At 65.2% G+C, this 25,844-nt stretch carries 29 protein-coding genes; 14 read left to right on the top strand and 15 right to left on the bottom strand.

Annotation, left to right across the window (positions count from 1 at the left end; genetic code table 11):
* Window positions 1-154 precede the first annotated feature (154 nt).
* The 8 genes from recA (at window position 155) to V5B60_RS07890 (ending at window position 6,069) form a co-directional block, all read left to right on the top strand.
* Window positions 155-1,174 carry a recombinase RecA gene (recA, locus tag V5B60_RS07925; protein WP_332346516.1) on the top strand — a complete coding sequence of 340 codons (1,020 nt, stop codon included), beginning with the start codon at window positions 155-157 and terminating at the stop codon, window positions 1,172-1,174.
* Between the two features lie 10 nt (window positions 1,175-1,184).
* Window positions 1,185-1,631, top strand: coding sequence for a recombination regulator RecX (gene recX, locus V5B60_RS07920; protein WP_332346515.1), 447 nt, complete (start codon window positions 1,185-1,187; stop codon window positions 1,629-1,631).
* Between the two features lie 11 nt (window positions 1,632-1,642).
* The gene (gene lptB / locus V5B60_RS07915; RefSeq protein WP_332350471.1) at window positions 1,643-2,368 is read left to right on the top strand and encodes an LPS export ABC transporter ATP-binding protein; all 726 of its coding nucleotides are present in this window, start codon (window positions 1,643-1,645) and stop codon (window positions 2,366-2,368) included.
* 81 nt (window positions 2,369-2,449) lie between these two features.
* Window positions 2,450-3,877 (top strand): RNA polymerase factor sigma-54, encoded by a 1,428-nt coding sequence (locus tag V5B60_RS07910; RefSeq protein WP_332346514.1) that lies wholly within the window; start codon window positions 2,450-2,452, stop codon window positions 3,875-3,877.
* Between the two features lie 16 nt (window positions 3,878-3,893).
* On the top strand, window positions 3,894-4,220 hold the full coding sequence (gene hpf, locus V5B60_RS07905) for a ribosome hibernation-promoting factor, HPF/YfiA family (RefSeq protein ID WP_332346513.1): 327 nt from the start codon (window positions 3,894-3,896) through the stop codon (window positions 4,218-4,220).
* A 93-nt stretch (window positions 4,221-4,313) separates the two neighbouring features.
* Window positions 4,314-4,766 carry a PTS IIA-like nitrogen regulatory protein PtsN gene (gene ptsN / locus V5B60_RS07900; RefSeq protein ID WP_332346512.1) on the top strand — a complete coding sequence of 151 codons (453 nt, stop codon included), beginning with the start codon at window positions 4,314-4,316 and terminating at the stop codon, window positions 4,764-4,766.
* Window positions 4,763-5,707 (top strand): HPr(Ser) kinase/phosphatase, encoded by a 945-nt coding sequence (gene hprK, locus V5B60_RS07895; RefSeq protein ID WP_332346511.1) that lies wholly within the window; start codon window positions 4,763-4,765, stop codon window positions 5,705-5,707. Before ptsN ends, hprK begins: the two co-directional genes overlap by 4 nt.
* 77 nt (window positions 5,708-5,784) lie before the next feature.
* Window positions 5,785-6,069, top strand: coding sequence for a PsiF family protein (locus tag V5B60_RS07890; RefSeq protein ID WP_332350469.1), 285 nt, complete (start codon window positions 5,785-5,787; stop codon window positions 6,067-6,069).
* Window positions 6,070-6,190: 121 nt separating this feature from the next.
* Here the strand turns inward: V5B60_RS07890 and V5B60_RS07885 are convergent, their stop codons facing one another.
* Window positions 6,191-6,589, bottom strand: a complete 399-nt coding sequence (locus tag V5B60_RS07885) for a hypothetical protein (RefSeq protein WP_332346510.1) — start codon at window positions 6,587-6,589, stop codon at window positions 6,191-6,193.
* A gap of 69 nt (window positions 6,590-6,658) precedes the next feature.
* On the opposite strand from V5B60_RS07885, the gene V5B60_RS07880 reads away from it, so the two are divergent.
* Together V5B60_RS07880 and V5B60_RS07875 are read left to right on the top strand one after the other, a co-directional pair.
* On the top strand, window positions 6,659-7,828 hold the full coding sequence (locus tag V5B60_RS07880) for a UbiH/UbiF family hydroxylase (RefSeq protein WP_332346509.1): 1,170 nt from the start codon (window positions 6,659-6,661) through the stop codon (window positions 7,826-7,828).
* A gap of 38 nt (window positions 7,829-7,866) precedes the next feature.
* A complete protein-coding gene (locus V5B60_RS07875) occupies window positions 7,867-8,568 on the top strand; it encodes a DsbC family protein (RefSeq protein ID WP_332350467.1) in 702 nt (233 codons plus the stop codon).
* A gap of 198 nt (window positions 8,569-8,766) precedes the next feature.
* Here the strand turns inward: V5B60_RS07875 and V5B60_RS07870 are convergent, their stop codons facing one another.
* The 14 genes from V5B60_RS07870 to V5B60_RS07805 form a co-directional block, all read right to left on the bottom strand.
* Entirely contained in the window at window positions 8,767-9,681 is a 915-nt protein-coding gene (locus V5B60_RS07870) for an MBL fold metallo-hydrolase (protein WP_332346508.1), read from the bottom strand.
* Complete coding sequence (locus V5B60_RS07865; RefSeq protein ID WP_332346507.1) at window positions 9,681-9,875, bottom strand: hypothetical protein; 195 nt, start codon at window positions 9,873-9,875, stop codon at window positions 9,681-9,683. The genes V5B60_RS07870 and V5B60_RS07865 overlap by 1 nt, the downstream gene beginning before the upstream one ends.
* Window positions 9,876-9,877: 2 nt before the next feature.
* Entirely contained in the window at window positions 9,878-10,099 is a 222-nt protein-coding gene (locus V5B60_RS07860) for a DUF1289 domain-containing protein (protein ID WP_332346506.1), read from the bottom strand.
* A gap of 31 nt (window positions 10,100-10,130) precedes the next feature.
* Entirely contained in the window at window positions 10,131-11,057 is a 927-nt protein-coding gene (locus V5B60_RS07855) for a hydroxymethylglutaryl-CoA lyase (protein WP_332346505.1), read from the bottom strand.
* Between the two features lies 1 nt (window position 11,058).
* On the bottom strand, window positions 11,059-13,095 hold the full coding sequence (locus V5B60_RS07850; RefSeq protein ID WP_332346504.1) for an acetyl/propionyl/methylcrotonyl-CoA carboxylase subunit alpha: 2,037 nt from the start codon (window positions 13,093-13,095) through the stop codon (window positions 11,059-11,061).
* Window positions 13,096-13,104: 9 nt separating this feature from the next.
* The gene (locus tag V5B60_RS07845) at window positions 13,105-13,899 is read right to left on the bottom strand and encodes an enoyl-CoA hydratase/isomerase family protein (RefSeq protein WP_332346503.1); all 795 of its coding nucleotides are present in this window, start codon (window positions 13,897-13,899) and stop codon (window positions 13,105-13,107) included.
* A gap of 8 nt (window positions 13,900-13,907) precedes the next feature.
* Entirely contained in the window at window positions 13,908-15,527 is a 1,620-nt protein-coding gene (locus V5B60_RS07840; RefSeq protein WP_332346502.1) for a carboxyl transferase domain-containing protein, read from the bottom strand.
* On the bottom strand, window positions 15,527-16,129 hold the full coding sequence (locus tag V5B60_RS07835) for a 2-hydroxychromene-2-carboxylate isomerase (RefSeq protein ID WP_332346501.1): 603 nt from the start codon (window positions 16,127-16,129) through the stop codon (window positions 15,527-15,529). The genes V5B60_RS07840 and V5B60_RS07835 overlap by 1 nt, the downstream gene beginning before the upstream one ends.
* Window positions 16,130-16,148: 19 nt before the next feature.
* Complete coding sequence (locus V5B60_RS07830) at window positions 16,149-16,646, bottom strand: PaaI family thioesterase (RefSeq protein WP_332346500.1); 498 nt, start codon at window positions 16,644-16,646, stop codon at window positions 16,149-16,151.
* A 1-nt stretch (window position 16,647) separates the two neighbouring features.
* Complete coding sequence (locus tag V5B60_RS07825; RefSeq protein WP_332346499.1) at window positions 16,648-17,784, bottom strand: acyl-CoA dehydrogenase; 1,137 nt, start codon at window positions 17,782-17,784, stop codon at window positions 16,648-16,650.
* Complete coding sequence (locus tag V5B60_RS07820; RefSeq protein ID WP_332346498.1) at window positions 17,781-18,725, bottom strand: DMT family transporter; 945 nt, start codon at window positions 18,723-18,725, stop codon at window positions 17,781-17,783. Before V5B60_RS07820 ends, V5B60_RS07825 begins: the two co-directional genes overlap by 4 nt.
* Before the next feature lie 7 nt (window positions 18,726-18,732).
* Entirely contained in the window at window positions 18,733-19,875 is a 1,143-nt protein-coding gene (can, locus tag V5B60_RS07815; RefSeq protein WP_332346497.1) for a carbonate dehydratase, read from the bottom strand.
* A 105-nt stretch (window positions 19,876-19,980) separates the two neighbouring features.
* Window positions 19,981-21,144, bottom strand: coding sequence for an isovaleryl-CoA dehydrogenase (locus V5B60_RS07810; RefSeq protein ID WP_332346496.1), 1,164 nt, complete (start codon window positions 21,142-21,144; stop codon window positions 19,981-19,983).
* A gap of 135 nt (window positions 21,145-21,279) precedes the next feature.
* Window positions 21,280-21,753 (bottom strand): PaaI family thioesterase, encoded by a 474-nt coding sequence (locus V5B60_RS07805; protein WP_332346495.1) that lies wholly within the window; start codon window positions 21,751-21,753, stop codon window positions 21,280-21,282.
* 196 nt (window positions 21,754-21,949) lie between these two features.
* On the opposite strand from V5B60_RS07805, the gene V5B60_RS07800 reads away from it, so the two are divergent.
* The 4 genes from V5B60_RS07800 (at window position 21,950) to V5B60_RS07785 (ending at window position 25,766) form a co-directional block, all read left to right on the top strand.
* Entirely contained in the window at window positions 21,950-23,026 is a 1,077-nt protein-coding gene (locus tag V5B60_RS07800) for an MBL fold metallo-hydrolase (protein WP_332346494.1), read from the top strand.
* A gap of 117 nt (window positions 23,027-23,143) precedes the next feature.
* Entirely contained in the window at window positions 23,144-24,310 is a 1,167-nt protein-coding gene (locus V5B60_RS07795; protein WP_332346493.1) for an alkaline phosphatase family protein, read from the top strand.
* 53 nt (window positions 24,311-24,363) lie between these two features.
* Window positions 24,364-24,741 (top strand): YajD family HNH nuclease, encoded by a 378-nt coding sequence (locus tag V5B60_RS07790; RefSeq protein ID WP_332346492.1) that lies wholly within the window; start codon window positions 24,364-24,366, stop codon window positions 24,739-24,741.
* 176 nt (window positions 24,742-24,917) lie between these two features.
* Window positions 24,918-25,766 (top strand): HDOD domain-containing protein, encoded by an 849-nt coding sequence (locus V5B60_RS07785; protein ID WP_332346491.1) that lies wholly within the window; start codon window positions 24,918-24,920, stop codon window positions 25,764-25,766.
* The last annotated feature ends 78 nt before the right edge of the window (window positions 25,767-25,844 follow it).

Genomic DNA, 25,844 nt, shown 5'->3' with positions numbered 1-25,844 from the left:
CAAGCCGGACGCCTGCGCCGCCGCCGACGGCAACGCACCCAACCCGCTTCCATACTGTATTTGAATACAGTATAGTGAAGATGTCGGCGGCGGTCTCTGCAGCGTCGTCGAACGTGGGATAATTCCGATCAAGCAAGAACAAGGACGGGCGACAATGGACGACAACAGGTCGAAGGCTCTGGCTGTAGCGCTGGCGCAGATCGAGAAGCAGTTTGGCAAGGGTTCGATCATGCGCATGGGGGAAGGGAGCGTGGTCAACGACATCCCAGTCGTCTCGACCGGCTCCTTGGGATTGGACATCGCCCTCGGGATCGGCGGCCTGCCGCGTGGCCGCGTGGTCGAGATCTATGGTCCGGAATCATCGGGCAAGACGACCCTGACGCTGCAGGTGATCGCGGAGATGCAGAAGATCGGCGGCACGGCTGCCTTCATCGATGCCGAACACGCACTGGATCCCGGCTATGCGCAGAAGCTCGGCGTCAAGCTCGACGAATTGCTGATATCCCAGCCCGATACAGGCGAACAGGCACTCGAGATTGCCGACATGCTGGTACGCTCGGCGAGCGTGGACGTCGTGGTGATCGATTCGGTCGCTGCCTTGGTCCCCAAGGCTGAGATCGAGGGCGACATGGGCGACTCGCTGCCCGGCCTGCAAGCACGGCTGATGAGCCAGGCGCTGCGCAAGTTGACGGCCAACATCAACCGCACCAACACGCTGGTGATCTTCATCAACCAGATCCGCATGAAGATCGGGGTCATGTTCGGCAGCCCGGAGACGACCACGGGGGGCAACGCACTGAAGTTCTACGCTTCGGTCCGCCTCGACATCCGGCGCATCGGCAGCATCAAGAAAGGAGACGAGGTAATCGGCAACGAGACCCGGGTCAAGGTGGTCAAGAACAAGGTCGCCCCACCGTTCCGCGAAGCCATCTTCGATATCCTCTATGGCGAGGGGACCTCGCGTGAAGGCGAGATCATCGAGCTCGGAGTACTGCACAAGCTGGTCGACAAGTCCGGCTCCTGGTATTCGTACAACGGCGAGAAGATCGGCCAGGGCAAGGACAACGCACGCGAATACCTGAAGGGAAAGCCGGATGTGGCGCTGGAGATCGAGAACCGGATCCGCGCTGCGGTGAAGGTTCCGTTGCCGGGAACCGGTGTCGCGATCGCCTGAGGGCCGATTGGTGCCGGACGCGCTGCGCGACCGGGCCCTGCGCCTCCTGGCGCGTCGCGAACACACTCGCCACGAGCTGCTGGTCAAGCTGGCTGCCCAGGCAGAGGATCCACAGGAGCTGTCGGCAGTGCTCGACGATCTGAGCGGCAGTGACCTGCTGTCCGACCACCGTTACGCCAGCAGCCGCGTCAGGGTGCGCGCCGAACGTTTCGGCGATGCCCGCCTGGCGCATGAACTGCGGGCCAAGGGCGTTGCCGATGAGCTGGTCAGTGCGGCCCTGGCCGTTGCGGAAGACGAGCTGTCACGAGCCCGGCGCGTCTGGCTGCGGCGCTTCGGGCAGCAGCCGGCGGCCGCTGGAGACACCGGGCGTGCACGGCAGATGCGCTTCCTGGCCAGCCGGGGATTCTCTGCCGAGACCATTCGGCGCGTCCTGCGTGCCGCTCCTGACGACGAGTGAACACTTCCAAAATGCAGAGCACCCTGTTCGCAAGCATGCTGAACAAGCGCTACAAGGCGCGCACGGTCGTCCATGACGTTTCGTTCGAGGTCGCCAGCGGCGAGGTCGTCGGTCTTCTCGGCCCGAATGGCGCGGGGAAGACAACCTGCTTCTACATGGTGGTTGGTCTCGTTGCCTGCGATGGCGGCGCGGTCCGTCTCGATGACGTCGAACTGACGCACCTGCCGATCCACAAGCGAGCCAGACTCGGCGTGTCATACCTGCCACAGGAAGCGTCCGTCTTCCGCAAGCTGACGGTCAGCGAGAACATCCGGGCCGTCCTCGAACTGCAGCAGTGGTCGCCCGTGCAGGTCGAGGAGCGTAGCGAAATCCTGCTCGAAGAGCTGCACATCAGTCATCTGCGCGCGAACCCGGCCATGTCGCTCTCGGGCGGTGAGCGAAGACGGGTCGAAATCGCCCGCGCCCTGGCCACCGAGCCACGCTTCATCCTCCTCGACGAACCATTCGCCGGCGTGGACCCGATAGCCGTCCTCGACATTCAGCGCATCATCCGCTTCCTGAAGGAGCGGGGGATCGGCGTTCTGATCACCGACCACAACGTGCGCGAGACGCTGGGGATCTGCGACCACGCCTACATCATCAACGAGGGGCGTGTCCTCGCCGCCGGTCGTCCGGACGAAATCATTTATAATGAAAACGTCCGCAAGGTGTATCTGGGCGAGCACTTCCGCCTGTAATCGCGACAGCCCTTCGGCGATGATCCGAGAACCAGACGGGCAGTCTGCCATGGCGACACGGTGGCCCACCCGGTCCCGCACATGAAACCATCCCTCACGCTCAAGCTTACGCAGCATCTTGCGCTGACCCCACAGCTGCAACAGTCGATACGACTGCTGCAGCTATCGACGGTCGAGCTGGAACACGAGCTGGAGAAGTTCCTGCAGGAAAACCCGCTGCTTGAGCGGGCGGAGGATTACCCGCAGCCGGCAGCGTTACCGACTGAGCACGCCGACACCGAGTTCCAGGACGGAGAGGCGGGCGCAGAACCGTCGCCAGCCTCGACCAGCAGCGATGAGGACGACTGGGCGGACGACCACTTCGGCAGCGCCGGCTCGGCGGGTTCCTTTGATGGCGACGAGGATGATGACACGGATTACCAGGACGTGCAGGCCGCTGCCGTCTCCCTGCGCGACCATCTCCTCTGGCAACTTGCTCTGACATCCATCTCCGCCAGGGACCGCATTCTGGTCAGCTATCTGATCGACATCCTCGACGACGATGGCTACCTGTCGCAGTCACTCGAGGAAGTCGCGCTGGCCCTGCCTGAGGATCTCGACGTCGGGCTCGACGAGCTGCAGATCGCGCTGCGGTACCTGCAGAACCTCGACCCGACCGGTGTCGGCGCACGCAGCGCCCAGGAGTGCCTGACTCTGCAACTGGCCGCAGCGCCGCCGACAATGATCAGTAGCCTGGCGCAGGAGATCGTCCTGCAACACCTCGAGCTGCTGGCCAGCCACGACTTCGTACGGCTGAAGAAACAGACGGGCGCCGATGACGAGGCGCTGCGTGCGGCCCACCTGCTGATCTGCAGCCTCAACCCGCGCCCTGGCGCTGCCTATGCCAGCACGGAAACCCGCTACATCGTTCCCGACGTGGTCGTGCGCAAGCTCAGGGGCCAGTGGTCGGCAAGCGTCAATGCCGAAGCCTTTCCGCGGCTGCGGATCAACAGCCTGTACGCCCAGATCCTTTCCCGTCAGCGGGGTTCAGGCCTGTCCGTCCAGCTGCAGGAAGCACGCTGGCTGATCAGGAACGTCCAGCAAAGGTTTGACACGATCCTGCGAGTGGCGCAGGCTATCGTCGACAGGCAACGCCAGTTCCTCGAACACGGCGAAGTCGCCATGCGGCCGCTGGTCCTGCGCGAGATCGCCGAAACGGTGGGACTGCATGAGTCGACGATTTCGCGCGTGACCACGCAAAAGTACATGGCAACGCCACGCGGAATTTTCGAGTTGAAGTACTTCTTTGGCAGTCACGTCGGCACCGAAACCGGCGGAGCCTGCTCGGCAACGGCAATCCGTGCCCTCATCAAGCAGATGATTGCCACGGAGGAACCGACGAAGCCTCTCTCGGATGGCCAGATATCCGAGGTTCTTGGCCAGCAGGGGATTGTTGTCGCACGGCGAACAATCGCAAAATACCGTGAGTCGCTCAATATCCCTCCGGTCAGTTTACGCAAGTCAATCTAGAAGAAGGAGCCACACCATGAACCTGCAAGTCAGTGGACACCACCTCGAGGTCACCCCGGCGCTGCACGAATACGTCACCGGCAAGCTCGAACGAATCACCCGCCACTTCGACAACGTGATCGACGTCAGCGTGATTCTGTCGGTGGACAAGCTGAAGCAGAAGGCAGAGGTGACTGTTCACCTGGCAGGGAAGGATGTCTATGTCGAATCGGTCGACGAAGACCTCTACGCCGCGGTCGATGGCCTGGTGGACAAGCTCGAGCGTCAAGTGCAGAAGTACAAGCAGAAACTGCAGGACCACCATCGCGGCAACAAGATCACCGATCACATTGCTGCCGAGTAACCTTCAACGCCCGGCCAGCCGGACGATCGCCAGGCGGACCGTCCGGCTGCATCCTTTCGCGTTGGCCCCCGTTCTTCTTTCAGGTCTTGTCGCATGAGCCATATCACCCAGCTACTTCCCCTCGAGAACATCATTCTCGATCTCGACGTCAGCAGCAAAAAGCGCGTTTTCGAACACGTCGGGCTGCTGTTCGAGAACTATCTCGGCATTGCCCGCAGCACCGTATTCGACAGCCTCTTCGCACGCGAGAAGCTCGGATCGACCGGGCTTGGTCAGGGTGTTGCCATCCCGCACGGGCGAATCAAGGGTCTGAAGGATGCCACGGGTGCCTTCCTTCGGTTGGCTGCTCCGGTCCCCTTCGACTCTCCCGATGGCAAGCCGGTGGCGCTGCTGTTCATCCTGCTGGTTCCCGAGGTGGCCACCGAGCAGCACTTGCAGATACTGTCCGAGCTGGCACAACATTTCTCGGATCGCAGCTGTCGAGAGGCGCTGAGCAAGGCTCCCGATGCCCAGACCATCCGACAGATCTTCGCTGCCGGGCCATGACCGCCCAGCGTCAGTTCAGTGTGATCCAGCTCTATGAGGATCATCGCGAGAAACTGAGACTGACCTGGGTAGTGGCCGTCGGTGTGGACCGACAGATCGAACTCAGGGATCAAGGCTATTTCGGCGCCGAGGTCGTGGGCCACCTGAACCTGATCCACCCGGAACGTCTGCAGGTCATCGGACGCGCCGAGAACGCATGGGGCAATCGCGTCAGTGCCGAGCGTCTGCGCAATCAGGTGCGGGAACTGATGGCTGCACGGCCACCGGCGCTGATCGTCGCCGACGATGTCGAGGTGCTGCCAGCGATCCATGATGCCTGCCAGTCGACTTCGACGCCCCTGTTCGTCAGTCCGAAGCCCTGTTCGGCGGTGATCGACCTGCTGCGCATCTATCTTTCGCGCCGGTTGGCGGGGTCGACTTCGGTGCATGGCGTGCTGATGGACGTGTTCGGCATGGGTGTACTGATCACCGGTGACTCAGGCGTCGGCAAGAGCGAGCTTGCGCTCGAACTGATCACACGCGGCCATGGTCTGGTCGCCGACGACGTCGTCGAACTCGCATGCATCGCCCCGACGACGATTGAAGGGCGATGCCCGAGCATGTTGCGTGACTATCTCGAAGTGCGCGGGCTCGGACTGCTCAACATTCGCACCATTTTCGGCGAGACCGCGTCACGGCGCAGAATGAAACTCAAGCTGATCGTGCACCTGCAGAGGCCGACCAGCCGTTCGGACGGGCCTCGCCTGCCGCTCGACGCGCAGACGCAGGACATCCTGGGTGTCGCCATACGCAAGGTGGTGATTCCGGTCGCCGCCGGACGGAACATCGCCGTCCTGCTCGAGGCTGCGGTGCGCAACAGCATTCTGCAACTGCGCGGCATCGACAGCATGAGTGACTTCATCAACCGGCAGCAGCAGGCGCTGCTTGACGGCGAACTCTAGCGATGGCCTAATCGGAACTCCCCATCAATCCGAGGAGAAATGCCGTGAAAGCCGTCTTCGCCCTTGTTGCACTCGCCATAGCCGCCGGCAGCGCGGTCGCTGTCGACGAGAAGAAGGAAGCCTCGCCCGCGCAGAAGGCGCAGCAGGAGAAAATGAAAGCGTGCAATGCCGAGGCTGGTGAGAAGGGCCTCAAGGGTGACGAGCGGAAGAGCTTCATGAGCACCTGTCTGGGTGCCAAGCCGGCGCCGGCAACGCAACAGGACAAGATGAAGCACTGCAACGCCGGAGCCGGCAGCAAGCAACTCAAGGGCGACGAACGCAAGAAGTTCATGAGCGAGTGCCTGAAGGGAAGCCCGAGCTAGTTCCTGCTGACAGGCGAGTGTCGCCGTTGCCTCTGCCGGCCACGCCATCGATTGTCGAGTGTACGACAGCCTGTCGTGCCTCAGCGGCGCGGTCGCGCGTGGCGGGTGCCCGCCGCGCCGCTCAGGCGACGGCGATCATCGTCGCGCTGGCGAGACTGACCACAGTGGCCGGCAGGCAGGCGACATGTCCGCGCTGATGGCCTCGCAGCAAGCGACGCAAGCGACGCTCGGCGTCTGCATGACGATCGCAGGAATGGTTGAGAAAGGCGTTGCATGCCGCCCAGCGTCCGCTCGCAGCGCGCAGCACGACGACGGCGCGGCCGCCGTCGATGGTGGTCAGCAGACAATCCGGCTCGGCTGACAGCCAGGACGCGACGAGCAGATCCATGGCTTCGTCTCGCGGCACGGTCAACGCCAGCAGGGCGTCGAGCGCCGAGTCGAACTCGGCGCGAACGATTGCCGGAAGGTAGGCGGGAACGGGCAGCCTGGCTGCGAGCGTCATCAGCATATTGTCCATCATTCTGGCCAGTCGCGGCGTTTCGCCATGGCGCAACGTCGTCCAGGCCCTCGCGCTTTCCGGATCAAATCCATGTCCGTCAGTGACTTCGACGTCCTCATCGTAGGTGGTGGCCTGGCAGGCCTTTCGCTGGCCTGTGCGCTGCGCGACAGCCGCCTGCGGCTGGCCCTGGTCGAGCAACATCCGCCACGACCAGCCCTCGGTTGGGACGCACGCGTCTACGCGATTTCGCCAGCAAACAACCGCTTCCTGCAGCAGATCGGCATCTGGAAACACCTGCCCGGCGACCGCCTGACCGCGATTTCCGCGATGAAGATTCATGGCGACCGAGGTGCGCAACTGGACTTCTCGGCTTACGAAACCGGCATCGACGAGTTGGGGTGGATCGTGGAGTCCTCGTTGATGGCCTGCGAGCTCTGGGAAAACGCCAAGCGGCAGGGCAACCTGAGCCTGTTGTGTCCGGCGGAGCCGACTGCCATCGCGATCGATGACCGCGCCGCCGCCCTCACCATTGGCGACGATCACCGCATCACCGCCCGGCTGCTCGTCGCCGCCGACGGACGCGACTCGTGGGTGCGCGAGAAGCTCGGTTTGCGGGCCATTGATACGCCTTACGGCGAGCTGGGTCTGGTTGCCAATTTCGACTGCCAGACCCCGCACCGCGGCGTGGCGCGGCAGTGGTTCCGGCACGACGGGGTCCTTGCCTGGCTGCCGCTGGCTGGCGATCGCATCTCGATCGTCTGGTCTGCCCCGGAAGAACACGCGCGCCAGTTGCTCCAGCTGCCAGCCGAGGCACTGGCCGCCCGGGTTGCCGCCGCCGGAGACTGCGCGCTCGGCGAGTTGCGGCTGCTGACAGCGGCGGCAGCTTTTCCCTTGCGTCTGCTGCAGGTTCCGCAGATCGTCGCGGCACGCGTCGCTCTCGTTGGCGACGCCGCTCACGGCATTCATCCGTTGTCCGGCCACGGCATCAACCTCGGCTTTCAGGACGCACGAGCCCTGGCCAGCGTGCTCGCCACCGTGCCGGAATGGCAAGACGTCGGCCACCTGCGCTTCCTGCGTCGCTATCAGCGGCAGCGGCGGGAGGAAACCTTGCTGATGCAGACAACGACGCATGTCCTGCACCACCTTTTCCGCAGCGGACGGCCGGGGCTCGGAACCTTGCGCAACACGGGAATGAACCTGACCAACGCCTTGCCGGTCGTAAAGAACCTGCTCGTACGCTACGCCATCGGTGCCTTTTGAACGATTGACCATCACCTGGAGACAGACCATTGATCACCATGAGACTCGTGCCACTCCTGCTCGCCACGACCATCAGCCTGTCCGCAGTGGCCGACGAGGCCGCTGTCCGGAAGTCGCTCGAAAGCAAGCTCGGCCGTCCCCTGACCAGCCTCACCAGGACTCCTTATCTCGGCCTCTACGAAGCCTATGCCGACGGACAGATCTTCTATACCGACGACAAGGTGTCGGTGATCTTCGCCGGCGCACTGATCGACGGCAAGAGCATGAAGAATGTGACCGAGGAGCGCCTGCAGAAGCTCAGCGCGATCAAGTTCTCGGAATTGCCACTGGCGCTTGCCGTGAAGCAGGTTCGCGGCGACGGCAAGCGCGTCTTTGCCACCTTCGAAGACCCCAATTGCGGCTATTGCAAGAAGCTGGCCAAGGATCTGGCGAAACTCGACAACGTCACCATCTATACCTTCCTCTACCCGATCCTTTCGCCGGACTCACTCGACAAGTCAAACCGCATCTGGTGTGCAGCGGACAGGGCGAAAACGTGGAACGACTGGATGGTCGACGGCAAGGCGCCTGGCGGCAAGGGTGACTGTGATACGACGGCGGTCAAGAAAACCATTGAACTGGGCCGCAAACTCGCAATCAATGGGACGCCGACGATCTTCTTTGCCGACGGAGAGCGCATCCCGGGCGCGGTACCGCTGGCCAGGATCGAGGAGAAACTCGCGCAGGCGCCCAGTCGCTGACACGCTCGGCGCAAGAGTCGCCGTGAGCCGCCCAACGTGCATTGGGGGAGCAAACGCCGCCACCGGGCAGGGGCACCGGCGAGGCTGGGCGCCGCGCTGTCTGCCGGGTGTGGCATGGGGCCGCCGAGCCGTCGCGCCGCACGGGCGATCGGTGGCGACAAGCGAGACACAAAGCTGCGTCCGCTCCGATTCCGAAGCTCAGACGGCCAAGAGCATCCCGTCGCTTTCCCGTACCACCCCGGAACGTACGAGATCCCTGACCAGCCAGTGCGCCAGGCGTTCATTGCTGTGCTGCAGGTAGCGCGCGTTCACGCTCTGGCAGAAGCTCAGGCGAGCAAGGAAGGTGGGTAGTTCGGCACGCGCCAGTTGCCGCCTTTCCAGCAGGGCGAATGCGAGCATGACCTTGAGCGCGTGCCGCGCCAGGAGTTCGACGTCGGCTTCGAAGGCCGCCAGCCGCTGGTAGGCGCGCTCGAACGCTTCGCCAACCTCGACGAAAGGCGCGCCATGGCCCGGTATGACGACATCGATCGACAGGCGGGCGAGTGTGTCAAGGGTCTCGCGAGCAGCCCGCAGCCCGCCGGCGCCTTCCGGATGCCGCAGCAGTTCCGAGAAGACGACGCCGAAGCCGTTGCGCCACAGTGCATCACCGGAGATAAGCAGGCGTTGCTCCAGGTTGTGGAAGGCGAGCGCATCCATGTCGTGACCAGGAACGGCGACCGCCCGCCAGCACAGGCCGCCAAGCTCGACCTCATCACCGGCGGCGATCGTCGCATCGTGGCGAAACCTCGCTGCCGACTGGCCGAGTGGCGACAGGAGAAGGGCTTGCTCGTCCCATTCGGCGATCGTCGCATCGATTCCCGCAGGGACGATCACCCGGCAACCAAAGGCATCAACCAGCGCCGCGTTGCCGCCGATGTGATCGGAGTGCGAGTGCGTGTTGAGCAGGCGTCCGAGGCGGCGGCCGGCGAGGGCGTCGTTGACCAGGGCAACGGTCTGCGCCGCGTGCGCGACGTAGCCGCTGTCGATCAGGGTCGCTTCCTCACCCTCGTGGAAGAGAATGCTGTTTGACGACAGCCAGCCGCGTTCGATGACCAGCAGGCTGCCGGGAAGCATCAGCGCTTGGCCAGGCCGTCGCTGTCGGGCGATTCTTTCGGGACCCGTCCACTGCGCCGCTCCTCGACCACGACGATGCCCTGGCTGAGCGGCGACACCGGCAGCGGCGGCCGGCCGCAACCCAGACAGTAGCCGGAATCGGGATCCGGCATGCAGATGCCGACGCATAGATAGTCATCTGCCGCCTCGCCCATGATCAGCGCTCGCAATCGCCACGGAACTCGCCGCCGGCGGCACAACCCTGCGGGTCGTGCTCGGCACGTCGCCGCTCGACGGCGACGAGGATGCGCAAGCGCTCCGCCGTCGAAGCACGACTCCACACGCTGATCTCCTCGATCGTGCGCAAGCAACCGAGACAGAAGCCGCTGCCAGCGTCGATGCGGCAGACACTGATGCACGGCGAGGCAACGCTCTGCATCAGCGGCCACCTCGCGGCGCCAGGACGGTGCTCAAGCATTCCCCCCGCGTCGCGCGAGAAGCGCCCGCGCCACCTTCGATGCCGGCTGGCGAGCAAGGTGTTGCGAGATGTACTCACTGGCGAGCAAGAGAGCGGCCATGTCGATTCCCGAGTCTATTCCCAGTCCCTGCAGCAGGAAAAGCACGTCTTCCGTCGCCACATTCCCGCTGGCACCGGTTGCGTACGGACAGCCGCCCAAGCCGCTGATCGAGGTGTCGAACACTGCCATGCCGACTTCTAGCGAGGCGTAGACGTTCGCAATGGCCATCCCGAAGGTATCGTGGTAGTGGCCCGCCAGCCTGTCCAGCGGGATCACCGCAGCGCAGGCCTCGATCATCGGCTGTATCGTCGCCGGCGTGCCCGTGCCAATCGTATCGCCAAGCGAGATCTCGTGGCAACCCATCTCGAACAGCCGCAGCGCCACATCCGCCACCTGCTGCGGCGCAATGCGGCCTTCGTACGGACAGGCGATGGCGCAGGAAACGTAGCCGCGGACCGGAATTTCGAGCGCGCTGGCGGAATCGACGACGGCAGCGAAACGCTTCAGGCTCTCGCTGACGCTGCAATTGATGTTCTTCTGCGAGAAGGATTCGGAGGCTGCCGCAAAGATGGCGACGTCCCGTGCGCCTGCTTCGACCGCCGCATCGAAGCCCCTGAGATTCGGGGTCAGGACCGGAAGCGAGGCGCCCCGCCGTCCCCGCGAGCGCCCCAGCACGGTCCGCAGGACCTCGCCGCTGTCAGCCATCTGCGGCACCCACTGCGGCGAGACGAAGGAGCCGGCTTCGATGACCGACAGGCCGGCATCCAGGAGGTGCTCGATCAGCCCGACCTTGACGGCGGCGGAGAGGATCTGCCCCTCGTTCTGCAGGCCATCGCGCGGGCCGACCTCGACCACTTTCACACGTCCGGGGAGCGCCATCTCAGACCTCCGCGCCGAAGTCCACGAGTGTCGCGCCGTCGGCGACCTGATCGCCCGCCGCGTAACAGAAAGCGCGCACGCTGCCATTCATCGGTGCCGTGATCGTGTGCTCCATCTTCATCGCTTCGAGGATCAACAGCGGCGCGCCTTTCTCGACCTGCTGCCCCGGCGCTGCCAGCAAGGCGACGATCCTGCCCGGCATCGGCGCCGTCAGACCGCCGCCCTGGGCACCGCCGGCCTCGACGAGATGCAGCGGATCGTCACGCAGGATGACGTAGTTCGTGCCGTCGAGAAAGACGTGACGTTTCAGCTCCTGCTTCTCGGTGACGGCGATGACGCTGGCGATCAGTCGGCGGTCATCGAGTTCGACCGCCAGTTGACCGGCAAACTGCCCACTGTCGATGAAGCGGCCGCGGGCGAGGACCGACTCGCCGCCCAGTGTCAGCCGCCAGCCATCGCCTTCGTAAGCGACCAGAACCTCGTAACGGGCCTCGGCGAAGCGGTAGCTCAGTGTGCGTCGCGGGCGCAGATTGAGTCGCCAGCCATCGTGCAGGCTCCAGGGTGACCATGGGTCGCCGGAGCGGCCGGCCCTGGCCAGCGCGGCGGCGTGCTCGCGCAGCAGACCGGCTACGGCAGCGACGAAAAAGACACTGCTGGGCGGCTCGCTGCGTGCAGGAAAGAGAAAACTGCGGCTGCGTTCGATGAGGCCGGTATCGAGATCGGCATTGGCGAACGCCGGACAGGCGATCAGGCGCGAGAGGAAATCGACGTTGGTGCTGACGCCCACGATGCGGTAATCGGCGAGGGCCTGCCGCATGCGTGCCAGTGCCGCGTGCCGGTCGACGTCCCAGACGATCAGCTTGGCGATCATCGGGTCGTAGAACGGACTGATCTCGTCACCCTGCTCGATTCCCGTGTCCACGCGCACGTTGAGGCTCTCGGCCGGGCGTGCGAGGTGCAACAGGCGACCCGTCGACGGCAGGAACTCCTGCTCGGGATTCTCCGCGTAGATCCGCGCCTCGAGCGCATGGCCACGAATGTCGAGCTGATCCTGGCGCATCGGCAGGCGCTCTCCGCTGGCGATGCGCAACTGCCACTCGACGAGGTCCTGGCCGGTGATCATCTCGCTCACCGGGTGCTCGACCTGCAGGCGGGTGTTCATCTCCATGAAGTAGAAGCTGCCTTCCTGGGGAAATGCATCGCTGGCGATGAACTCGACCGTGCCGGCGCCGACATAACCCACCGCCAGCGCCGCATCGACTGCCGCCCGTCCCATTGCTGCCCGCCGCTCGGCAGTCATGCCAGGCGCAGGCGCCTCCTCGACGACCTTCTGGTGCCGCCGCTGCACCGAACAGTCGCGCTCGAAGAGATGAACGCAGTTGCCGTGCGAGTCGGCGAAGACCTGGATCTCGATGTGTCGCGAATGGCGCAGATACTTCTCGATCAGCACCTGTCCATTGCCGAAGGCCGCGTTCGCCTCACGCTGGCACGAGGCGAGGGCACCGGCAAAATCCGCGCCACGTTCGACCAGCCGCATTCCCTTGCCGCCACCGCCGGCGGTGGCCTTGATCAGCACCGGATAACCGATCGCATCCGCCTGTTGCCGCAGGAAGTCCGCATCCTGCTCGTCGCCGTGGTAGCCCGGAGTCAGGGGTACGCCGGCAGCGGCGAGCAGATTCTTCGCCGCCGACTTCGAACCCATGGCGCGGATGGCTGCCGCCGGTGGACCGATGAAGACGATGCCGGTAGCGGCGCAGGCATCGGCGAAGGTGTCGTTCTCCGACAGGAAGCCATAGCCCGGGTGGATCGCCTGCGCTGCGCTGCGTGCGGCGGCCTCGAGAATCCGCTCGCCGACGAGGTAGGACTCGCGCGCTGCCGCCGGCCCGATGCCCACCGCCTCGTCGGCCAGGCGGACATGGCGGGCGTTGGCGTCGGCCTCGGAATAGACGGCAACCGTGCGCACCCCCATGCGACGGGCCGTGCGGATCACCCGACAGGCGATCTCCCCGCGGTTGGCAATCAGAATCTTGCTGAACATACGGCCCCCTCAGTCGGCAAGCCAGTTGGGTGGCCGCTTCTCGAGGAAGGCGGCGAGGCCTTCCCGCCCCTCGTCACTGGCGCGCACCCGCGTGATCCGCTGTGTCGTCTCGGCGATGGTCTCGGCATCGATCGGCTGCCCGGCGACGACGCGGATCAGCGCCTTGCATTCAGCCTGTGCATTCGGCCCGTTGGCCAGCAGGGCCTCGACGATCTCGGCGATCGCTTCATCGAGTTCCTCGTCGCCCGGAACGAGTTCGTGCAGCAGGCCGATGCGGTAGGCTTCGGCAGCGGAAAAACGCTCGGCGGTGAGCATGTAGCGCCGGCTGTAGCGCTCGCCGATCGCCGCCAGCACGTAGGGGCTGATCACCGCCGGGACGATGCCCAGCTTGACCTCGCTGAGGGCGAAGATCGCGTCGTAGGTACCGACCGCCAGATCGCAGGCGGCGATCAGGCCAACGCCACCACCATACGCCGCTCCCTGGACGCGGGCGATCGTCGGCTTCGGCAGCTCGTTCAGCGTCATCAGGAGCTCTGCGAGCCGGCTGGCATCGAGCAGGTTTTCCTCGGGCGTGTAGCCAGCGGCCCGCTTCATCCAGTTGAGATCGGCGCCGGCACAGAAACTCCTGCCGGTCGACGAGAGGACGACGACACGCACCCGTGAATCGGCGGCAAGTTGTCGCAGACCGGCAGTGATCTCGGTGATCAGTTCCTCGTCGAACGCGTTGTGACGCTGCGCCCGATTCAGCGTCAGGATGCCGACGCCACCGTCGACCTCCGTGATGATCGATCGATAATCGCTCATGGCTGGCCCTACATGCGGAAGATACCGAACCGGGTCGGCTCGGGGTTGCCGTTCAACGCCGCCGACAGGCCGAGGCCGAGGACCCGCCGGGTATCGGCGGGGTCGATCACACCGTCGTCCCAGAGGCGGGCACTGGCGTAGTAGGGGTGGCCCTGCCGCTCGTACTGCTCGCGGATCGGCGCCTTGAACGCCTCCTCGTCTTCGCTGCTCCAGGTCCGTCCGGCGGCCTCCAGACCGTCGCGCCGTACGGTCGCCAGAACGTTCGCGGCCTGTTCGCCGCCCATCACCGAAATGCGGGCGTTCGGCCACATCCACAACAGCCGCGGCGAGTAGGCACGCCCACACATGCCGTAGTTGCCGGCACCGAAGGAGCCACCGATGACCACCGTGAACTTCGGCACATTGGCGCAGGCGACGGCGGTGACCATTTTCGCCCCGTCGCGCGCGATGCCCCCGTTCTCGTACTTGCGGCCGACCATGAAGCCGGTGATGTTCTGCAGGAACAACAGCGGCACGCCACGTTGTGCGCACAGCTCGACGAAGTGCGCCGCCTTCAGCGATGACTCGGAGAACAGGATGCCGTTGCTGGCGACGATACCCACGGGATAGCCCCACAGGCGAGCCGAGCCGCAGACGATGGTCGTCCCGTAGCGCGCCTTGAACTCGTCGAAATCGGAGCCATCGACGATGCGGGCAATGATCTCGCGCACGTCGAACGGCTTCCGCGAATCAGTCGGGATCACTCCGTACAGCTCGTCGGCCGGATGAAGCGGCGGGCAGGGTTCGCCGAGGCTGACTGCCGGCTGCTTGCGCCAGTTGAGATGGCCGACCACGCGACGGGCAATGGCCAGTGCGTGCGCGTCGTTTTCCGCATAATGATCGGCGACGCCGGAGACGCGCGTATGGACGTCGGCGCCACCGAGATCCTCGGCGCTGACCACCTCACCGGTTGCCGCCTTGACCAGCGGCGGCCCGCCGAGGAAGATCGTCCCCTGCTCCTTGACGATGATCGACTCGTCGCACATCGCCGGCACGTAGGCGCCGCCCGCCGTGCACGAGCCCAGGACGGCGGCGATCTGCGGGATGCCGGCCGCCGAGAGGCGAGCCTGGTTGTAGAAGATGCGGCCGAAATGCTCCCGGTCAGGAAAGACTTCATCCTGCATCGGCAGGAAGGCGCCACCCGAATCGACCAGGTAGATGCACGGCAGGCGGTTCTCGCTGGCGATCTCCTGCGCCCGCAGGTGCTTCTTGACCGTCAGCGGGTAGTAGGTACCCCCCTTCACCGTCGCGTCGTTGGCGACGATCATGCATTCGACGCCATTGACGCGACCGATGCCGGTGATCAGCGACGCCGCCGGCACCTCGAAGGGATGCGCATCGCCGTACATGCCATAGGCAGCGAGTTGCGACAGTTCGAGGAAGGGGGAACCGGGATCGATCAATGCATCGACCCGCTCGCGCGGCAGCAGCTTGCCCCGCGCCAGGTGCTTCTGCCGCGCGGCCTCGGGACCGCCGAGAGCGACGCGCTCCACGGTCGCCCGCAGATCGGCGACGATCGCTGCCATCGCCGCCTGGCTTGCCTGAAACTCGGCACTGCGGACATCGAGCCGGCTGTTGAGAACGGGCATCAGAAGCCTCCACTGGCCAGCCAGCGCTCGATCTGCGGCAGGCGATCGGCGCCAAAGAACGGTTCGCCATCAACGACGATGTAGGGCGAGCCAAAGACGCCGCGGGCGATCGCCGCCTCGCACTCGGCCTTCAGGCGATCCTTCAGTGCCTGGCCCGCGAGCGCGGCGGCCAGTGCGCTGCGATCGACCTTCTGGTCGGCGGCGATGTCGAGCACGACGTCGATCTCCGAGACGTCGCGCCCCGCGGTGTACAGGCTGCGGAAGACGGCGTGCGCAAACATGCGTGCCACGGCGCAATCCTGATCGTGCAGCCAGTAGTAGGCGCGCGCGGCGTGCTGCGTGCTCAGCGGGAAGTGCTTCGGGTGCTCGTAGGGGACGTCGAGGAAGCGCGCCGAGCGCGCGAAGTCATGCAGCGAGTACGCCCCCTTCAGCGGAATGCTGGTCAGCGGTGCGCCACCGGTCTGGCGGAAGACGACACCGAGCAGGATCGGCCGCCATTTCACCTTGCGGCCATGGCGGGCGGCCAGATCGTCGATCTTCTCCGAAGCCAGGTAGCCGTAAGGAGAGGAGAAGTCGAAGTAGAAATCGATGAACTGTGACATGGTCGATCCTCAAGAGGTTTCACGCTGCGGGTTGGCCTCCCCGCTGCCCCGGCAACTGCGCGGCATTGCTCCCCGGCAGCGCGGCGAGCCTCGGCCAGAGCACCATCTGCGTGCAGCGGAAGAGCGCCAACCGTCTGCCGTCGCCACTGCTCACGACGGCGTCCCAAACCTGCGTCGTGCGTCCACCATGAGCCGCGGTCGCCTCGCACAGCAGCACGCCATCGGTCAGGGTACCAAGGAAGTTGGTCTTCAGCTCGACCGTCGTGAAGCCTTCTGCGCCCGGCGGCAGATGGGCGATCGTGGCATAGCCGGCGCTGGTGTCAGCCAGCGCGACGATCGTTGCCGCATGCAGGAAGCCGTTCGGTGCCAGCATCTCGGGGCGAATCGGCAGGCGCGCAGTCAACCGGCCGGGTTCGACGCTGACGACCTCGATGCCGAACCAGCCGGGCAGGTGCCCGACTGCCAGCGCGTTCAACTCGGCGACTTCGACGCCAAGACGTAGTTGGCAGCGGCTCATCTCATTCGCCGGCGACGGCGCGGCCGATCACCAGGCGCTGGATGTCGTTGGCCCCCTCGTAGATCTGGCAGACGCGCACGTCGCGATAGATCCGCTCGACCGGAAAATCGCTGACATAGCCATAGCCGCCGAGGATCTGGATCGCGTCCGAGCAGACCCGCTCGGCCATCTCCGAGGCGAACATCTTGGCCATCGACGCTTCCTTGAGGCATGGCCTGCCGGCGTCCTTGAAGGTCGCAGCGCGCCAGACGAGCAGCCGGGCGGCATCGATCTGCGTCGCCATGTCGGCCAGGCGGAAGCTGACCGCCTGGTGCTCGATGATCGGCTTGCCGAAGGTTTCGCGCTCGCGCGCATACTGCACCGCCGCTTCGAAGGCCGCGCGCGCCATGCCGACCGACTGGGCGGCGATGCCGATGCGTCCGGCCTCGAGGTTCGACAGCGCGATGCGGTAGCCGTCGCCTTCCCGGCCGAGCAGGCACGAGGCCGGGATGCGGCAGTTCTCGAAGAGGATCTGCGCCGTGTCGGAGGCGCGCTGGCCCATCTTCTCCTCGATGCGGGCGACGATGTATCCCGGCGTCTCGGTCGGCACCAGGAAGCACGAGATGCCCTTCTTGCCTGCCGACCGGTCGGTGACCGCAAAGACGATCGCCACCTGGGCGTACTTGCCGGTGGTGATGAACTGCTTGACACCGTTGAGGACGAAATCGTCGCCGTCACGGTCGGCGCGGGTGGTGATGGCGGCGGCGTCGGAGCCGGTATGCGGCTCGGTGAGACAGAAGCAGCCGAGCATCTCGCCACGCGCCAGCGGCTTCAGCCAGTTCTCCTTTTGCTCGTCGCTGCCGTACTTCATCGTGATGCCACAGGCCAGCGAATTCTGCACACTGACGATCGTCGACGTCGCGCCGTCGCCGGCCGCGATCTCCTCGAGGACGAGAACCAGCGACATGTAATCCATGCCGGCGCCGCCCCATTCCTCCGGGACGACCATGCCGAGCGCGCCGAGTTCGCCGAGCTCCCGCAGCGCCTCGGCAGGAAAGGTGTGATGGCGGTCCCACTCGGCAGCGAAGGGCGCCAGCCGCTCCTGGGCAAAGTCGCGCAGCGAGTCGCGGATCATTTCCTGTTCCTGGGTCAAGATCATGCAGTCTTCTCCTTGCTGTGGGCGCCGGCCGCAAGCTGCGCGGCGGCGTGATTGGTCATCAGGACGCCGGCGATCACCAATGAACCGCCCGCGAGAACGGCGATCCCGAGCCGCTCGTGCAGCAGCAGCGCACCGAGCAGGACGGCGCTGACCGGGACCAGATTGATGAACGCGGCCGAGCGCGTGGCACCGATCTCCTGCACGGCCGCGGCATACCAGGTGAAGGCCAGCGCAACACCGAAAATGCCGAGAAAGGCGATCGAGGTCCAGCTGCGCCAGGTCGTGTCTGCAAGGCTGAACAGGGTACCCTGCAGGAGGGCGGCTGTGGTCAGCATCGTGCAGCCGGTGAGGCTGGCGCCGAAGGTCATCGCCATGGGGGACAGCGAGCGGGTGGCGCGGCGGCCAATGAAGGTGTAGACCGCCCACAGCAGGCTGCAGCCAATGATCAGCCATTCGCCGCTGCCGATCTGCCCGCTGACGAGAAGCCGCACATCGCCGTTGCTGACCACCAGCAGGCAGCCGAACATCGCGACGATGATTCCCGCGGCCCGGCGCGGCGACATCGGCGCGCCGAAGAACAGCCAGTCGCCGGTGGCGACCAACACCGGGGTCAATGCCACGACCAGTGCGCCCCTGCCAGCCTCGATCAGCTGCAGGCCGTAAAGGAAGCAGACGTTGTAGAGGAAGATGCCGCTGGCACCGAGCGCCGTCAGCGTCAGCCAGTCGCTGCGTGACCAGCGCGGCCAGCCTTCACGCTGCACGACCAAGGCGCCGAGCAGCAGCGCGGCGAGCAGGAATCGCCAGCTCGCCACCGCGAGCGGTGCCGCCTCGCTGACGGCGACCCGGCCGGCAATCCAGGTGGCACCCCAGAGCACGGCGGTGGCGACGAGCCGGAGATAGGTCGCCGATGGCGCCGCCGCGCGCTGCGCCGGACTGCTCACGACGCGCTCACTTGGGCAGTGCCTCGAGCGCCAGACGATAGTGGGCCAGCACGTCCTCGGGACGATGCACGGTCACCCCGAGATCGCGCAGCAAACCGTCGTGCAGGCCATAGATCCAGCCGTGCACGGTCAACGGCTGGCCGCGTTGCCAGGCATCCTGCACGACGAAGGTCTGGCAGACGTTGGCGACCTGTTCCAGTACATTGAGCTCGCACAGTCGGTCATGCCGCCGTTCCGGCGGCAGTTCGTCCACCAGCGCCAAGTGCTTGTCGTGCACGTCGCGTACATGTCGCAGCCAGATGTCGACCAGGCCGGCACGATCGCGCTGCAGTGCCGCCTTGACGCCGCCGCAGCCGTAGTGGCCGACGACCATGATGTGCCGCACCTTGAGCACATCGACCGCGAACTGCACGACCGACAGGCAGTTGAGGTCGGTATGCACGACGACATTGGCGACGTTGCGATGCACGAACAGCTCGCCCGGCAGCAGACCACAGATCTCGTTCGCCGGTACGCGCGAATCCGAGCAGCCGATCCAGAGGTACTGCGGCGTCTGCAGGCGCGACAGCTTGAGAAAGTACTCCGGGTCGATCTGCTGCATGCGGTCTGCCCAGGCACGATTGAAGTCGAAGAGGTGGAACAGGTTCTCGGTCGCCACCTCTTCGGCCGACCAGTTCTCCAGGTCAAGAGCGAGAAACATCGTTCCTTCGAGCGGCGTCTGGTAATAGGCGGGCGTCTCCTTGAAACCGAGCTCACGGTACAGCTTCACGGCGACACGCATCGCGGGCAGCGTATCGAGCAGCAGCTTGCGGTAACCGATCTCCTTCGCTGCCTTGATCGCAGCCAGCGTCAGCTCACGGCCAACCCCGTAGCTGCGCTGACTCGGTTCGACGTACAGCCGCTTCAGCTCGCAGAGTCCTGCCGAGAGCGGGCGAATCGCCACGCAGCCAGCCGGTTGCCCGTCGCGTTCAGCGTAGAACAGCCGCCCTGCCGGTGGCGCGTAAGCTCCTGGCAGCGAAGCCATCTCCTGATCGAAATCCTGGAACGAAAGGTCGACGCCCAGCCAGGCAGCGTAATTGCGGATGAACTGACGGACGTGCTCGAGTTGCACGCTGTCAGCGGCGCTCAGGATGCTCAGCTCGGTACTCATCTCTTTCGAGGTTCCTTCGGATCATGGGGCAGGACGCGTGCGGCACGGGCGGCGCCGATGGACGGCCGCTGGCCCACATACCTGCCCGTCAGGCAGGATGATGCCCTACAGCGTCTCGGCGAACAACTCCCGACCGATCAACATGCGGCGGATTTCGGACGTGCCGGCACCGATCTCGTAGAGCTTGGCATCACGCCACAGGCGGCCTGCCGGATAGTCGTTGATGTAGCCGTTGCCGCCCAGCACCTGGATCGCCTCACCGGCCATCCAGGTCGCCTTCTCGGCCGCGTAGAGGATGGCGCCGGCAGCATCCTTGCGCGTCGTCTCGCCACGGTCGCACGCTTGGCCCACCGCATACACATAGGCGCGGCAGACGTTGAAGGTGGTGTACATGTCGGCGATCTTGCCCTGCATCAGCTGGAACTCGCCGATCGGCTGACCAAACTGCCGGCGATCGTGAACATAGGGCAGGACGAGGTCGATCGCCGCCGCCATGATTCCCAGCGGCCCACCTGCGAGCACGGCGCGTTCGTAATCGAGACCGCTCATCAGCACACGCACGCCGCCGTTCGGCTGGCCGAGAACGTTGTCCTCCGGCACTTCGCAGTCGTCGAAGAACAGCGGGTAGGTGTTCGAGCCGCGCATGCCGAGCTTGTCCAGCTTGGCACCGCAGGAGAAACCCCGCATCCCCTTTTCAACCAGGAAAGCAGTGATGCCGCGCGCACCGGCATCGACGTCGGTCTTGGCATACACCACCAGCGTGTCGGCATCGCCGCCGTTGGTGATCCACATCTTGCCACCATTGAGGACGAAGCCGTCGCCGCGGCGATCGGCGCGCAGTTGCATGCCGACGACGTCCGATCCGGCATTCGCCTCGGACATCGCGAGTGCGCCGACGTGCTCGCCCGAGATCAGCTTCGGCAGGAAGCGTGCCTTCTGCGCCGGCGTTCCGTTGCGGCAGATCTGGTTCACGCAGAGGTTCGAATGGGCGCCGTAGGAGAGCGCGACACTGGCCGATGCGCGCGAAATCTCCTCCATGGCGATGATGTGTGCCAGATACCCGAGGCCGCTGCCACCGTACTCCTCGTCGGCGGTGATGCCAAGCAGGCCCATCTCGCCCAACTGGCGCCAGAGATCGGCAGGGAAGAGGTTGTCGCGGTCGATGGCCTCGGCGCGCGGTGCGATCTCGCCAGCGGCAAAACTGCGCACGCTGCTGCGCAGCAGGTCGATCGTTTCACCGTGGGCAAAACTGAGGCTCGGATACTCCATTTCTCTGGCTCCTTGGTCGGGCTGCGTGCACATGCCGCAACCGCAGCGCACAAGCTTCATCGCCGTTCCCGCGGCAATGGGCGGCGGCATGGATGATGAAAGAACTCGTTGCGGCCGTCATCCAGTCTTCGTGCATCAGCTTGCCGAGCGCTGGCCGGGCTGTTCCTTTCGGCCGTGGACGGCGATGATCGTCTGCTGCATCAGCGCGCACGCGGTCTTCCGGCCATGATTGACCGCCAGGACCTCGGCTCGCGTGACGATCAGTGTCCGCCCATAGCGGACCACGGATCCCTCGGCGATCAGCAATTCCCCTTCGGCAGGTGCCAGCAGGTTGAGCTTGTATTCGACGGTCAACACCTCGGTGTCGGCTCCGGTCAGCGTGCTGGCTGCGTAGCCGGCCGCCGAATCGGCGATCATCCCGACGACTCCGCCGTGGATGTAGCCATGTTGCTGCGTGATGTCCACTCGGCGCGGCAGATGGATCTCGGTGTAGCCGGGCTCGATCACCGGCATGCACGCGCCGATCAGGACCATCGCCTGCTGGCGCGCGAAACTGGCCCGCACACGCTCGGCGAAGCACGGATCCAGCGGCTTGTGCAGGCGCGTCATTCAGCCTGCCAGCGAGTTCCTGGCAATGGTCGGCGCAAACTCGGCGATGTCGCGTGTGGCGGGCTGTTCCAATGGCGGATAGCTCCCGATGGGATCGATTGTACAATGCAGCGCGAACGAGCCCGCGCAGCCTCTGGCATCACGCCCAGAATCGGGCAGTTTATAGATTTCAGCGCTTTTTACAATCCGCCTGGCAATGCCGCCCGACTACCCTATTACCGCCCCGCCTGCCGCCTGCGAGATCTTCCCCGTCGCCACGGGGGTTCACTGGTTGCGCATGCCGCTGCCCTTTGCACTGGACCACATCAATCTCTGGCTGCTCGAGGATGGTGCGGGCTGGACCATCATCGACACCGGTTTCGCCCTCGACAGGGTCAAGGAGTGCTGGCTGTCGATCCTCGAAGGCCTGGCCGAGGGGAGCCGCGGCGGCCGGATCACGCGCATCATCATCACCCACTTCCATCCCGATCATCTCGGACTTGCCGCCTGGCTGCAGGAACGAACCGCGGCACCGGTGTGGATGACCGTCGGTGAGTACCTGACGGCGCACGCAGTCTGGCACGAAGTGGGCGGACACGGCAACGCAGCGATGCTGCGCCAGTTTCGCAGGCACGGGCTCGACGAGGAGCGCTGTGTTGCGCTCGAGCGCCGCAGCGGTGGCTACAACCGCGGCGTTCCGACACTGCCACAGCAATATCACCGTCTCTTCGATGGCGACGAACTGTGCATCGGTGGACAGCGATGGCAAGTTCGGGTCGGCTACGGCCACTCGCCCGAACACGCCGCGCTCTACAGCCCGGACCTCGGCATCCTGATCTCCGGAGACATGCTGCTGCCGACAATCTCGACCAACATCAGCGTCTTTGCCGTCACTCCCGAGGCCGATTCGCTGGCTGACTACCTGCAGTCGATCGACCGCTACCGCGATCTACCGCCTTGCACGCTCGTACTGCCTTCGCACGGACTGCCTTTCCACGGCATCGTGGACCGGGTCAATGCCCTGCACGCCCATCACGAGGACCGTCTGCGCCTGCTCGAAGAGAATTGCCGGACTCCACGCAGCGCTGCCGATCTCCTGCCGACGCTGTTCGAGCGCGAGCTTGACGCGCATCAGATGATGTTTGCCATGGGGGAAGCGATCGCCCACCTCAACCGACTCGAGCACGCCGGACGAGTGACGCGCCGCGAGGAACGTGATGGTCGTATCCTCTTCGTCGCCAGCGACAGGCTGCCGGCCACGAGAGGGAGCCTCGGAGCAGCGACCAGCTGGTGAATCGGCAACCCACTGCGCGACGGCCGATCGCTGTCGGCCAGCGAGTCCCCACGCAGCGCGGCGCCACCCCGGGGCTTCCCGGCCGGCAGTCCCTCGCTTGGCGTAGAATGACGCACCATGGGCTCGACGCTCCTTCCCGACTACGCCGGCGGCGGCCTGGTCAATCTGATGCAAAGCATCGCTACCGCCTGTGGCAGCAACGAGCGGCGTTATCCGCCGCTGGCGGCGTTGGGCGCCGATGCCCTTGCCGGCGCCCGCAATATCCTCCTGCTGCTGGTCGATGGGCTCGGACTGCGCATGCTGACCCGTCATCCGGGCAGCACGCAGCTGCGGCACCACCTCGTCGGCAGCATGACCTCGGTTTTTCCGTCGACCACCGCCAGCGCCATCACGACCGTCATGAGCGGTCTCGCTCCGGCCCAGCATGGCCTCAGCGGCTGGCACATGCACCTCGACGAGATCGACCAGACTCTGGCCATCCTGCCGTTGACCCCACGCCAGGAAGCGCCGCGCCTGCCGCCGGAGCAGCTGCCGGCGCAGCTCTTTTCGCATGCTTCGCTGTTCGAGGCGCTGCGACGCGAGTGCTGGGTCGTTGCGCCGCACAGCATCGCCGGCAGCCCGTTCAATGCCTGGCACTCGCGCGGGGCACGGGTAGCTGCCTATGCCACCTTGCCGGAGATGTACTCCTGTCTTGCCCAGCTCCTGCTCGAGAGCGGCTCGCCACGCTACATCTACGCCTACTACCCCGAACTGGACAGTCTGTCGCATCACTACGGCAGTGACAGCCGGCAGGCGCAACGTGCACTGGCCGATCTCGATGCCGGTTTCGGCGGACTCCTGCGCGTCCTGCGCGGCAGCAACAACTGGCTGCTGGTCACCGCCGATCACGGCTTCATCGATTCGCCCGCACGGCGGGTCATCAGCCTCGACGATCACCCAAGGCTCGCCGCTCTCCTGCAGCGGCCCCTGTGCGGCGAGCGCCGGGTTGCCTACTGCTACGTCGCCGAAAGCGACCGGCCGGCGTTTGAGGCCTACGTGCGCCGCCACCTGTCGCGTGCCGTTCACCTGTATGCCAGCGAGCATCTGGTTGCCGCCGGCTGGTTCGGACCTCCGCCGTGGCATCCACGCCTGCTGTCGCGAATCGGCGACTATACCTTGCTGATGAAGGACAACTGGACGATCAAGGACTGGCTGCCGGGCGAACGGCACTTCGCCATGCTCGGCGTGCACGGGGGCATCAGCGCCAGCGAGATGCGCATCCCGCTGATTGCGGCACATATCTGAGCGCCAGGCAGACTTGCTGCCAGCCATCCCGGCAACGACAAGGGAGACCGACGATGAACAACGACAAGACGGCAACGACCGATCGTCTGATCGCCGATGCCGTGCGCAGCCGCGTGGCGCGTGAGGCTGGCTATCGCGAGCGGGCGCTGAAGATCTATCCCTGGGTTTGCGGCCGCTGTGGTCGCGAGTTCACCCACCGAAACCTGCGCGAGCTGACGGTCCACCATCGCAACCACAATCACGACGACAACCCCAGCGATGGCAGCAACTGGGAGCTGCTGTGTCTCTATTGTCACGACAACGAGCACTCGCGGCAGCTCGACGCAGATGCAGCCCGACAGGCTGGCGTCAGCGCCACGGCCGGGGGAACGAAGGCACCGGCAACCGGGCAGCCGTTCGCCAACCTCAGGGAACTGCTGAATAAGGGCTGAAGGGCCTCGGCGGCTTGCCCGGGTCGCACTTCGCAATCTCCGGTAACCACTTCGCGGCAGATCGTCTTGAGGCAGAATCCCGAAGCTGGCCGGCAAAACCGGCCCCCCCGCCCCGGTGTCGCGCGACGCACTGACGGCACCAGACACCCACGCACGATGCCAAGGATCATGCACCGATGAGCAACCAATTGAGCTTCAGGATTCTGGAAGACATCGCTCGCGACCTCTCGGGTGAGGTCGTCTCTTTCCCGACCTTTCTCGACATCACCTTCCAGGTTCGCACAGCCCTGAAGAACCCCCAGCTGACAGTGGACGACCTGGGTCGGCTGGTCGCTGCGGAACCGCTGATGAGCACCAAGGTCATCCGCCTCGCCAACTCGGCGGCGATCAATCGCAGCGGGCGTCCGATCGTCGACGTCAGGAGCGCCATCGCGCGCGTCGGCATGGAAGCCGTGCGCACGGTTTCGTTTGCCGTGGCCATGGAACAGCTTCTGAATTCCAAGAAGATGGCGGCATTCCAGTCCCTGTCGGGCCGGCTGTGGGAGCACACGATGCACGTCGCAGCGCTGTCGCGCGTGCTGGCCCGCCGCTTCACCCGCATCAATGTCGACGAAGCGTTGTTTGCCGGCCTGGTGCACGACATCGGCGTCTTCTATCTGCTTTCGCGAGCCGTGAGTTTCCCGGAATTGGTAGCCAGTCCACGCGAGTTGCACCAGTTGCTGGCGGACTGGCATGACCACATCGGGCATGCCCTGCTCGCGGCAATGGGCATGCCCGAGGAGTTGGTGCTGGTGGTCCAGGAGCACGAACAGGAGCGGCCGGTGAGCAGCCTCTCGACCCTGGCCGACGTCGTTTTCGTCGCCAACCGGCTGGCGAACGCCGAACACGGCTGGCGCGACGCTGCCTTCTGCGAGTTGCCCGATGCCAGCATCGCGAGTACGTTCTTCGACCCTGCAGCACTGGCGACCCTGCTCTCCGAATCGACCGAAGACGTCGCCTCGCTCAAGGCTGCCCTCGGCGGGTGAAGCCACGGCCAAAGCTGCCGCAAAGCGCGACCGGCAGGCCGACGCGGCGAGCGGCAAGTCACTCCTGCGCAGTGCGCT

Origin of the sequence: Accumulibacter sp., assembly GCF_036625195.1 — a bacterium.
Taxonomy (GTDB): Bacteria; Pseudomonadota; Gammaproteobacteria; order Burkholderiales; family Rhodocyclaceae; genus Accumulibacter.
This window is presented reverse-complemented; position numbering and strand designations above follow the sequence as displayed.

What these genes read in the sequence shown, in the direction of transcription:
- can (WP_332346497.1), bottom strand. Translation starts at nt 19,875, where the DNA reads ATGAGTACCGAGCTGAGCATCCTGAGCGCCGCTGACAGCGTGCAACTC.
- hpf (WP_332346513.1), top strand. Translation starts at nt 3,894, where the DNA reads ATGAACCTGCAAGTCAGTGGACACCACCTCGAGGTCACCCCGGCGCTG.
- recA (WP_332346516.1), top strand. Translation starts at nt 155, where the DNA reads ATGGACGACAACAGGTCGAAGGCTCTGGCTGTAGCGCTGGCGCAGATC.
- V5B60_RS07845 (WP_332346503.1), bottom strand. Translation starts at nt 13,899, where the DNA reads ATGAGCGATTATCGATCGATCATCACGGAGGTCGACGGTGGCGTCGGC.
- lptB (WP_332350471.1), top strand. Translation starts at nt 1,643, where the DNA reads ATGCAGAGCACCCTGTTCGCAAGCATGCTGAACAAGCGCTACAAGGCG.
- V5B60_RS07785 (WP_332346491.1), top strand. Translation starts at nt 24,918, where the DNA reads ATGAGCAACCAATTGAGCTTCAGGATTCTGGAAGACATCGCTCGCGAC.
- V5B60_RS07825 (WP_332346499.1), bottom strand. Translation starts at nt 17,784, where the DNA reads ATGATCTTGACCCAGGAACAGGAAATGATCCGCGACTCGCTGCGCGAC.
- V5B60_RS07790 (WP_332346492.1), top strand. Translation starts at nt 24,364, where the DNA reads ATGAACAACGACAAGACGGCAACGACCGATCGTCTGATCGCCGATGCC.
- V5B60_RS07865 (WP_332346507.1), bottom strand. Translation starts at nt 9,875, where the DNA reads ATGGGCGAGGCGGCAGATGACTATCTATGCGTCGGCATCTGCATGCCG.
- V5B60_RS07840 (WP_332346502.1), bottom strand. Translation starts at nt 15,527, where the DNA reads ATGCCCGTTCTCAACAGCCGGCTCGATGTCCGCAGTGCCGAGTTTCAG.
- V5B60_RS07860 (WP_332346506.1), bottom strand. Translation starts at nt 10,099, where the DNA reads ATGCAGAGCGTTGCCTCGCCGTGCATCAGTGTCTGCCGCATCGACGCT.
- V5B60_RS07880 (WP_332346509.1), top strand. Translation starts at nt 6,659, where the DNA reads ATGTCCGTCAGTGACTTCGACGTCCTCATCGTAGGTGGTGGCCTGGCA.
- V5B60_RS07835 (WP_332346501.1), bottom strand. Translation starts at nt 16,129, where the DNA reads ATGTCACAGTTCATCGATTTCTACTTCGACTTCTCCTCTCCTTACGGC.
- V5B60_RS07875 (WP_332350467.1), top strand. Translation starts at nt 7,867, where the DNA reads ATGAGACTCGTGCCACTCCTGCTCGCCACGACCATCAGCCTGTCCGCA.
- V5B60_RS07830 (WP_332346500.1), bottom strand. Translation starts at nt 16,646, where the DNA reads ATGAGCCGCTGCCAACTACGTCTTGGCGTCGAAGTCGCCGAGTTGAAC.
- V5B60_RS07870 (WP_332346508.1), bottom strand. Translation starts at nt 9,681, where the DNA reads ATGCTTCCCGGCAGCCTGCTGGTCATCGAACGCGGCTGGCTGTCGTCA.
- V5B60_RS07850 (WP_332346504.1), bottom strand. Translation starts at nt 13,095, where the DNA reads ATGTTCAGCAAGATTCTGATTGCCAACCGCGGGGAGATCGCCTGTCGG.
- V5B60_RS07885 (WP_332346510.1), bottom strand. Translation starts at nt 6,589, where the DNA reads ATGATGGACAATATGCTGATGACGCTCGCAGCCAGGCTGCCCGTTCCC.
- V5B60_RS07805 (WP_332346495.1), bottom strand. Translation starts at nt 21,753, where the DNA reads ATGACGCGCCTGCACAAGCCGCTGGATCCGTGCTTCGCCGAGCGTGTG.
- ptsN (WP_332346512.1), top strand. Translation starts at nt 4,314, where the DNA reads ATGAGCCATATCACCCAGCTACTTCCCCTCGAGAACATCATTCTCGAT.
- hprK (WP_332346511.1), top strand. Translation starts at nt 4,763, where the DNA reads ATGACCGCCCAGCGTCAGTTCAGTGTGATCCAGCTCTATGAGGATCAT.
- V5B60_RS07795 (WP_332346493.1), top strand. Translation starts at nt 23,144, where the DNA reads ATGGGCTCGACGCTCCTTCCCGACTACGCCGGCGGCGGCCTGGTCAAT.
- V5B60_RS07810 (WP_332346496.1), bottom strand. Translation starts at nt 21,144, where the DNA reads ATGGAGTATCCGAGCCTCAGTTTTGCCCACGGTGAAACGATCGACCTG.
- V5B60_RS07910 (WP_332346514.1), top strand. Translation starts at nt 2,450, where the DNA reads ATGAAACCATCCCTCACGCTCAAGCTTACGCAGCATCTTGCGCTGACC.
- V5B60_RS07855 (WP_332346505.1), bottom strand. Translation starts at nt 11,057, where the DNA reads ATGGCGCTCCCCGGACGTGTGAAAGTGGTCGAGGTCGGCCCGCGCGAT.
- V5B60_RS07800 (WP_332346494.1), top strand. Translation starts at nt 21,950, where the DNA reads ATGCCGCCCGACTACCCTATTACCGCCCCGCCTGCCGCCTGCGAGATC.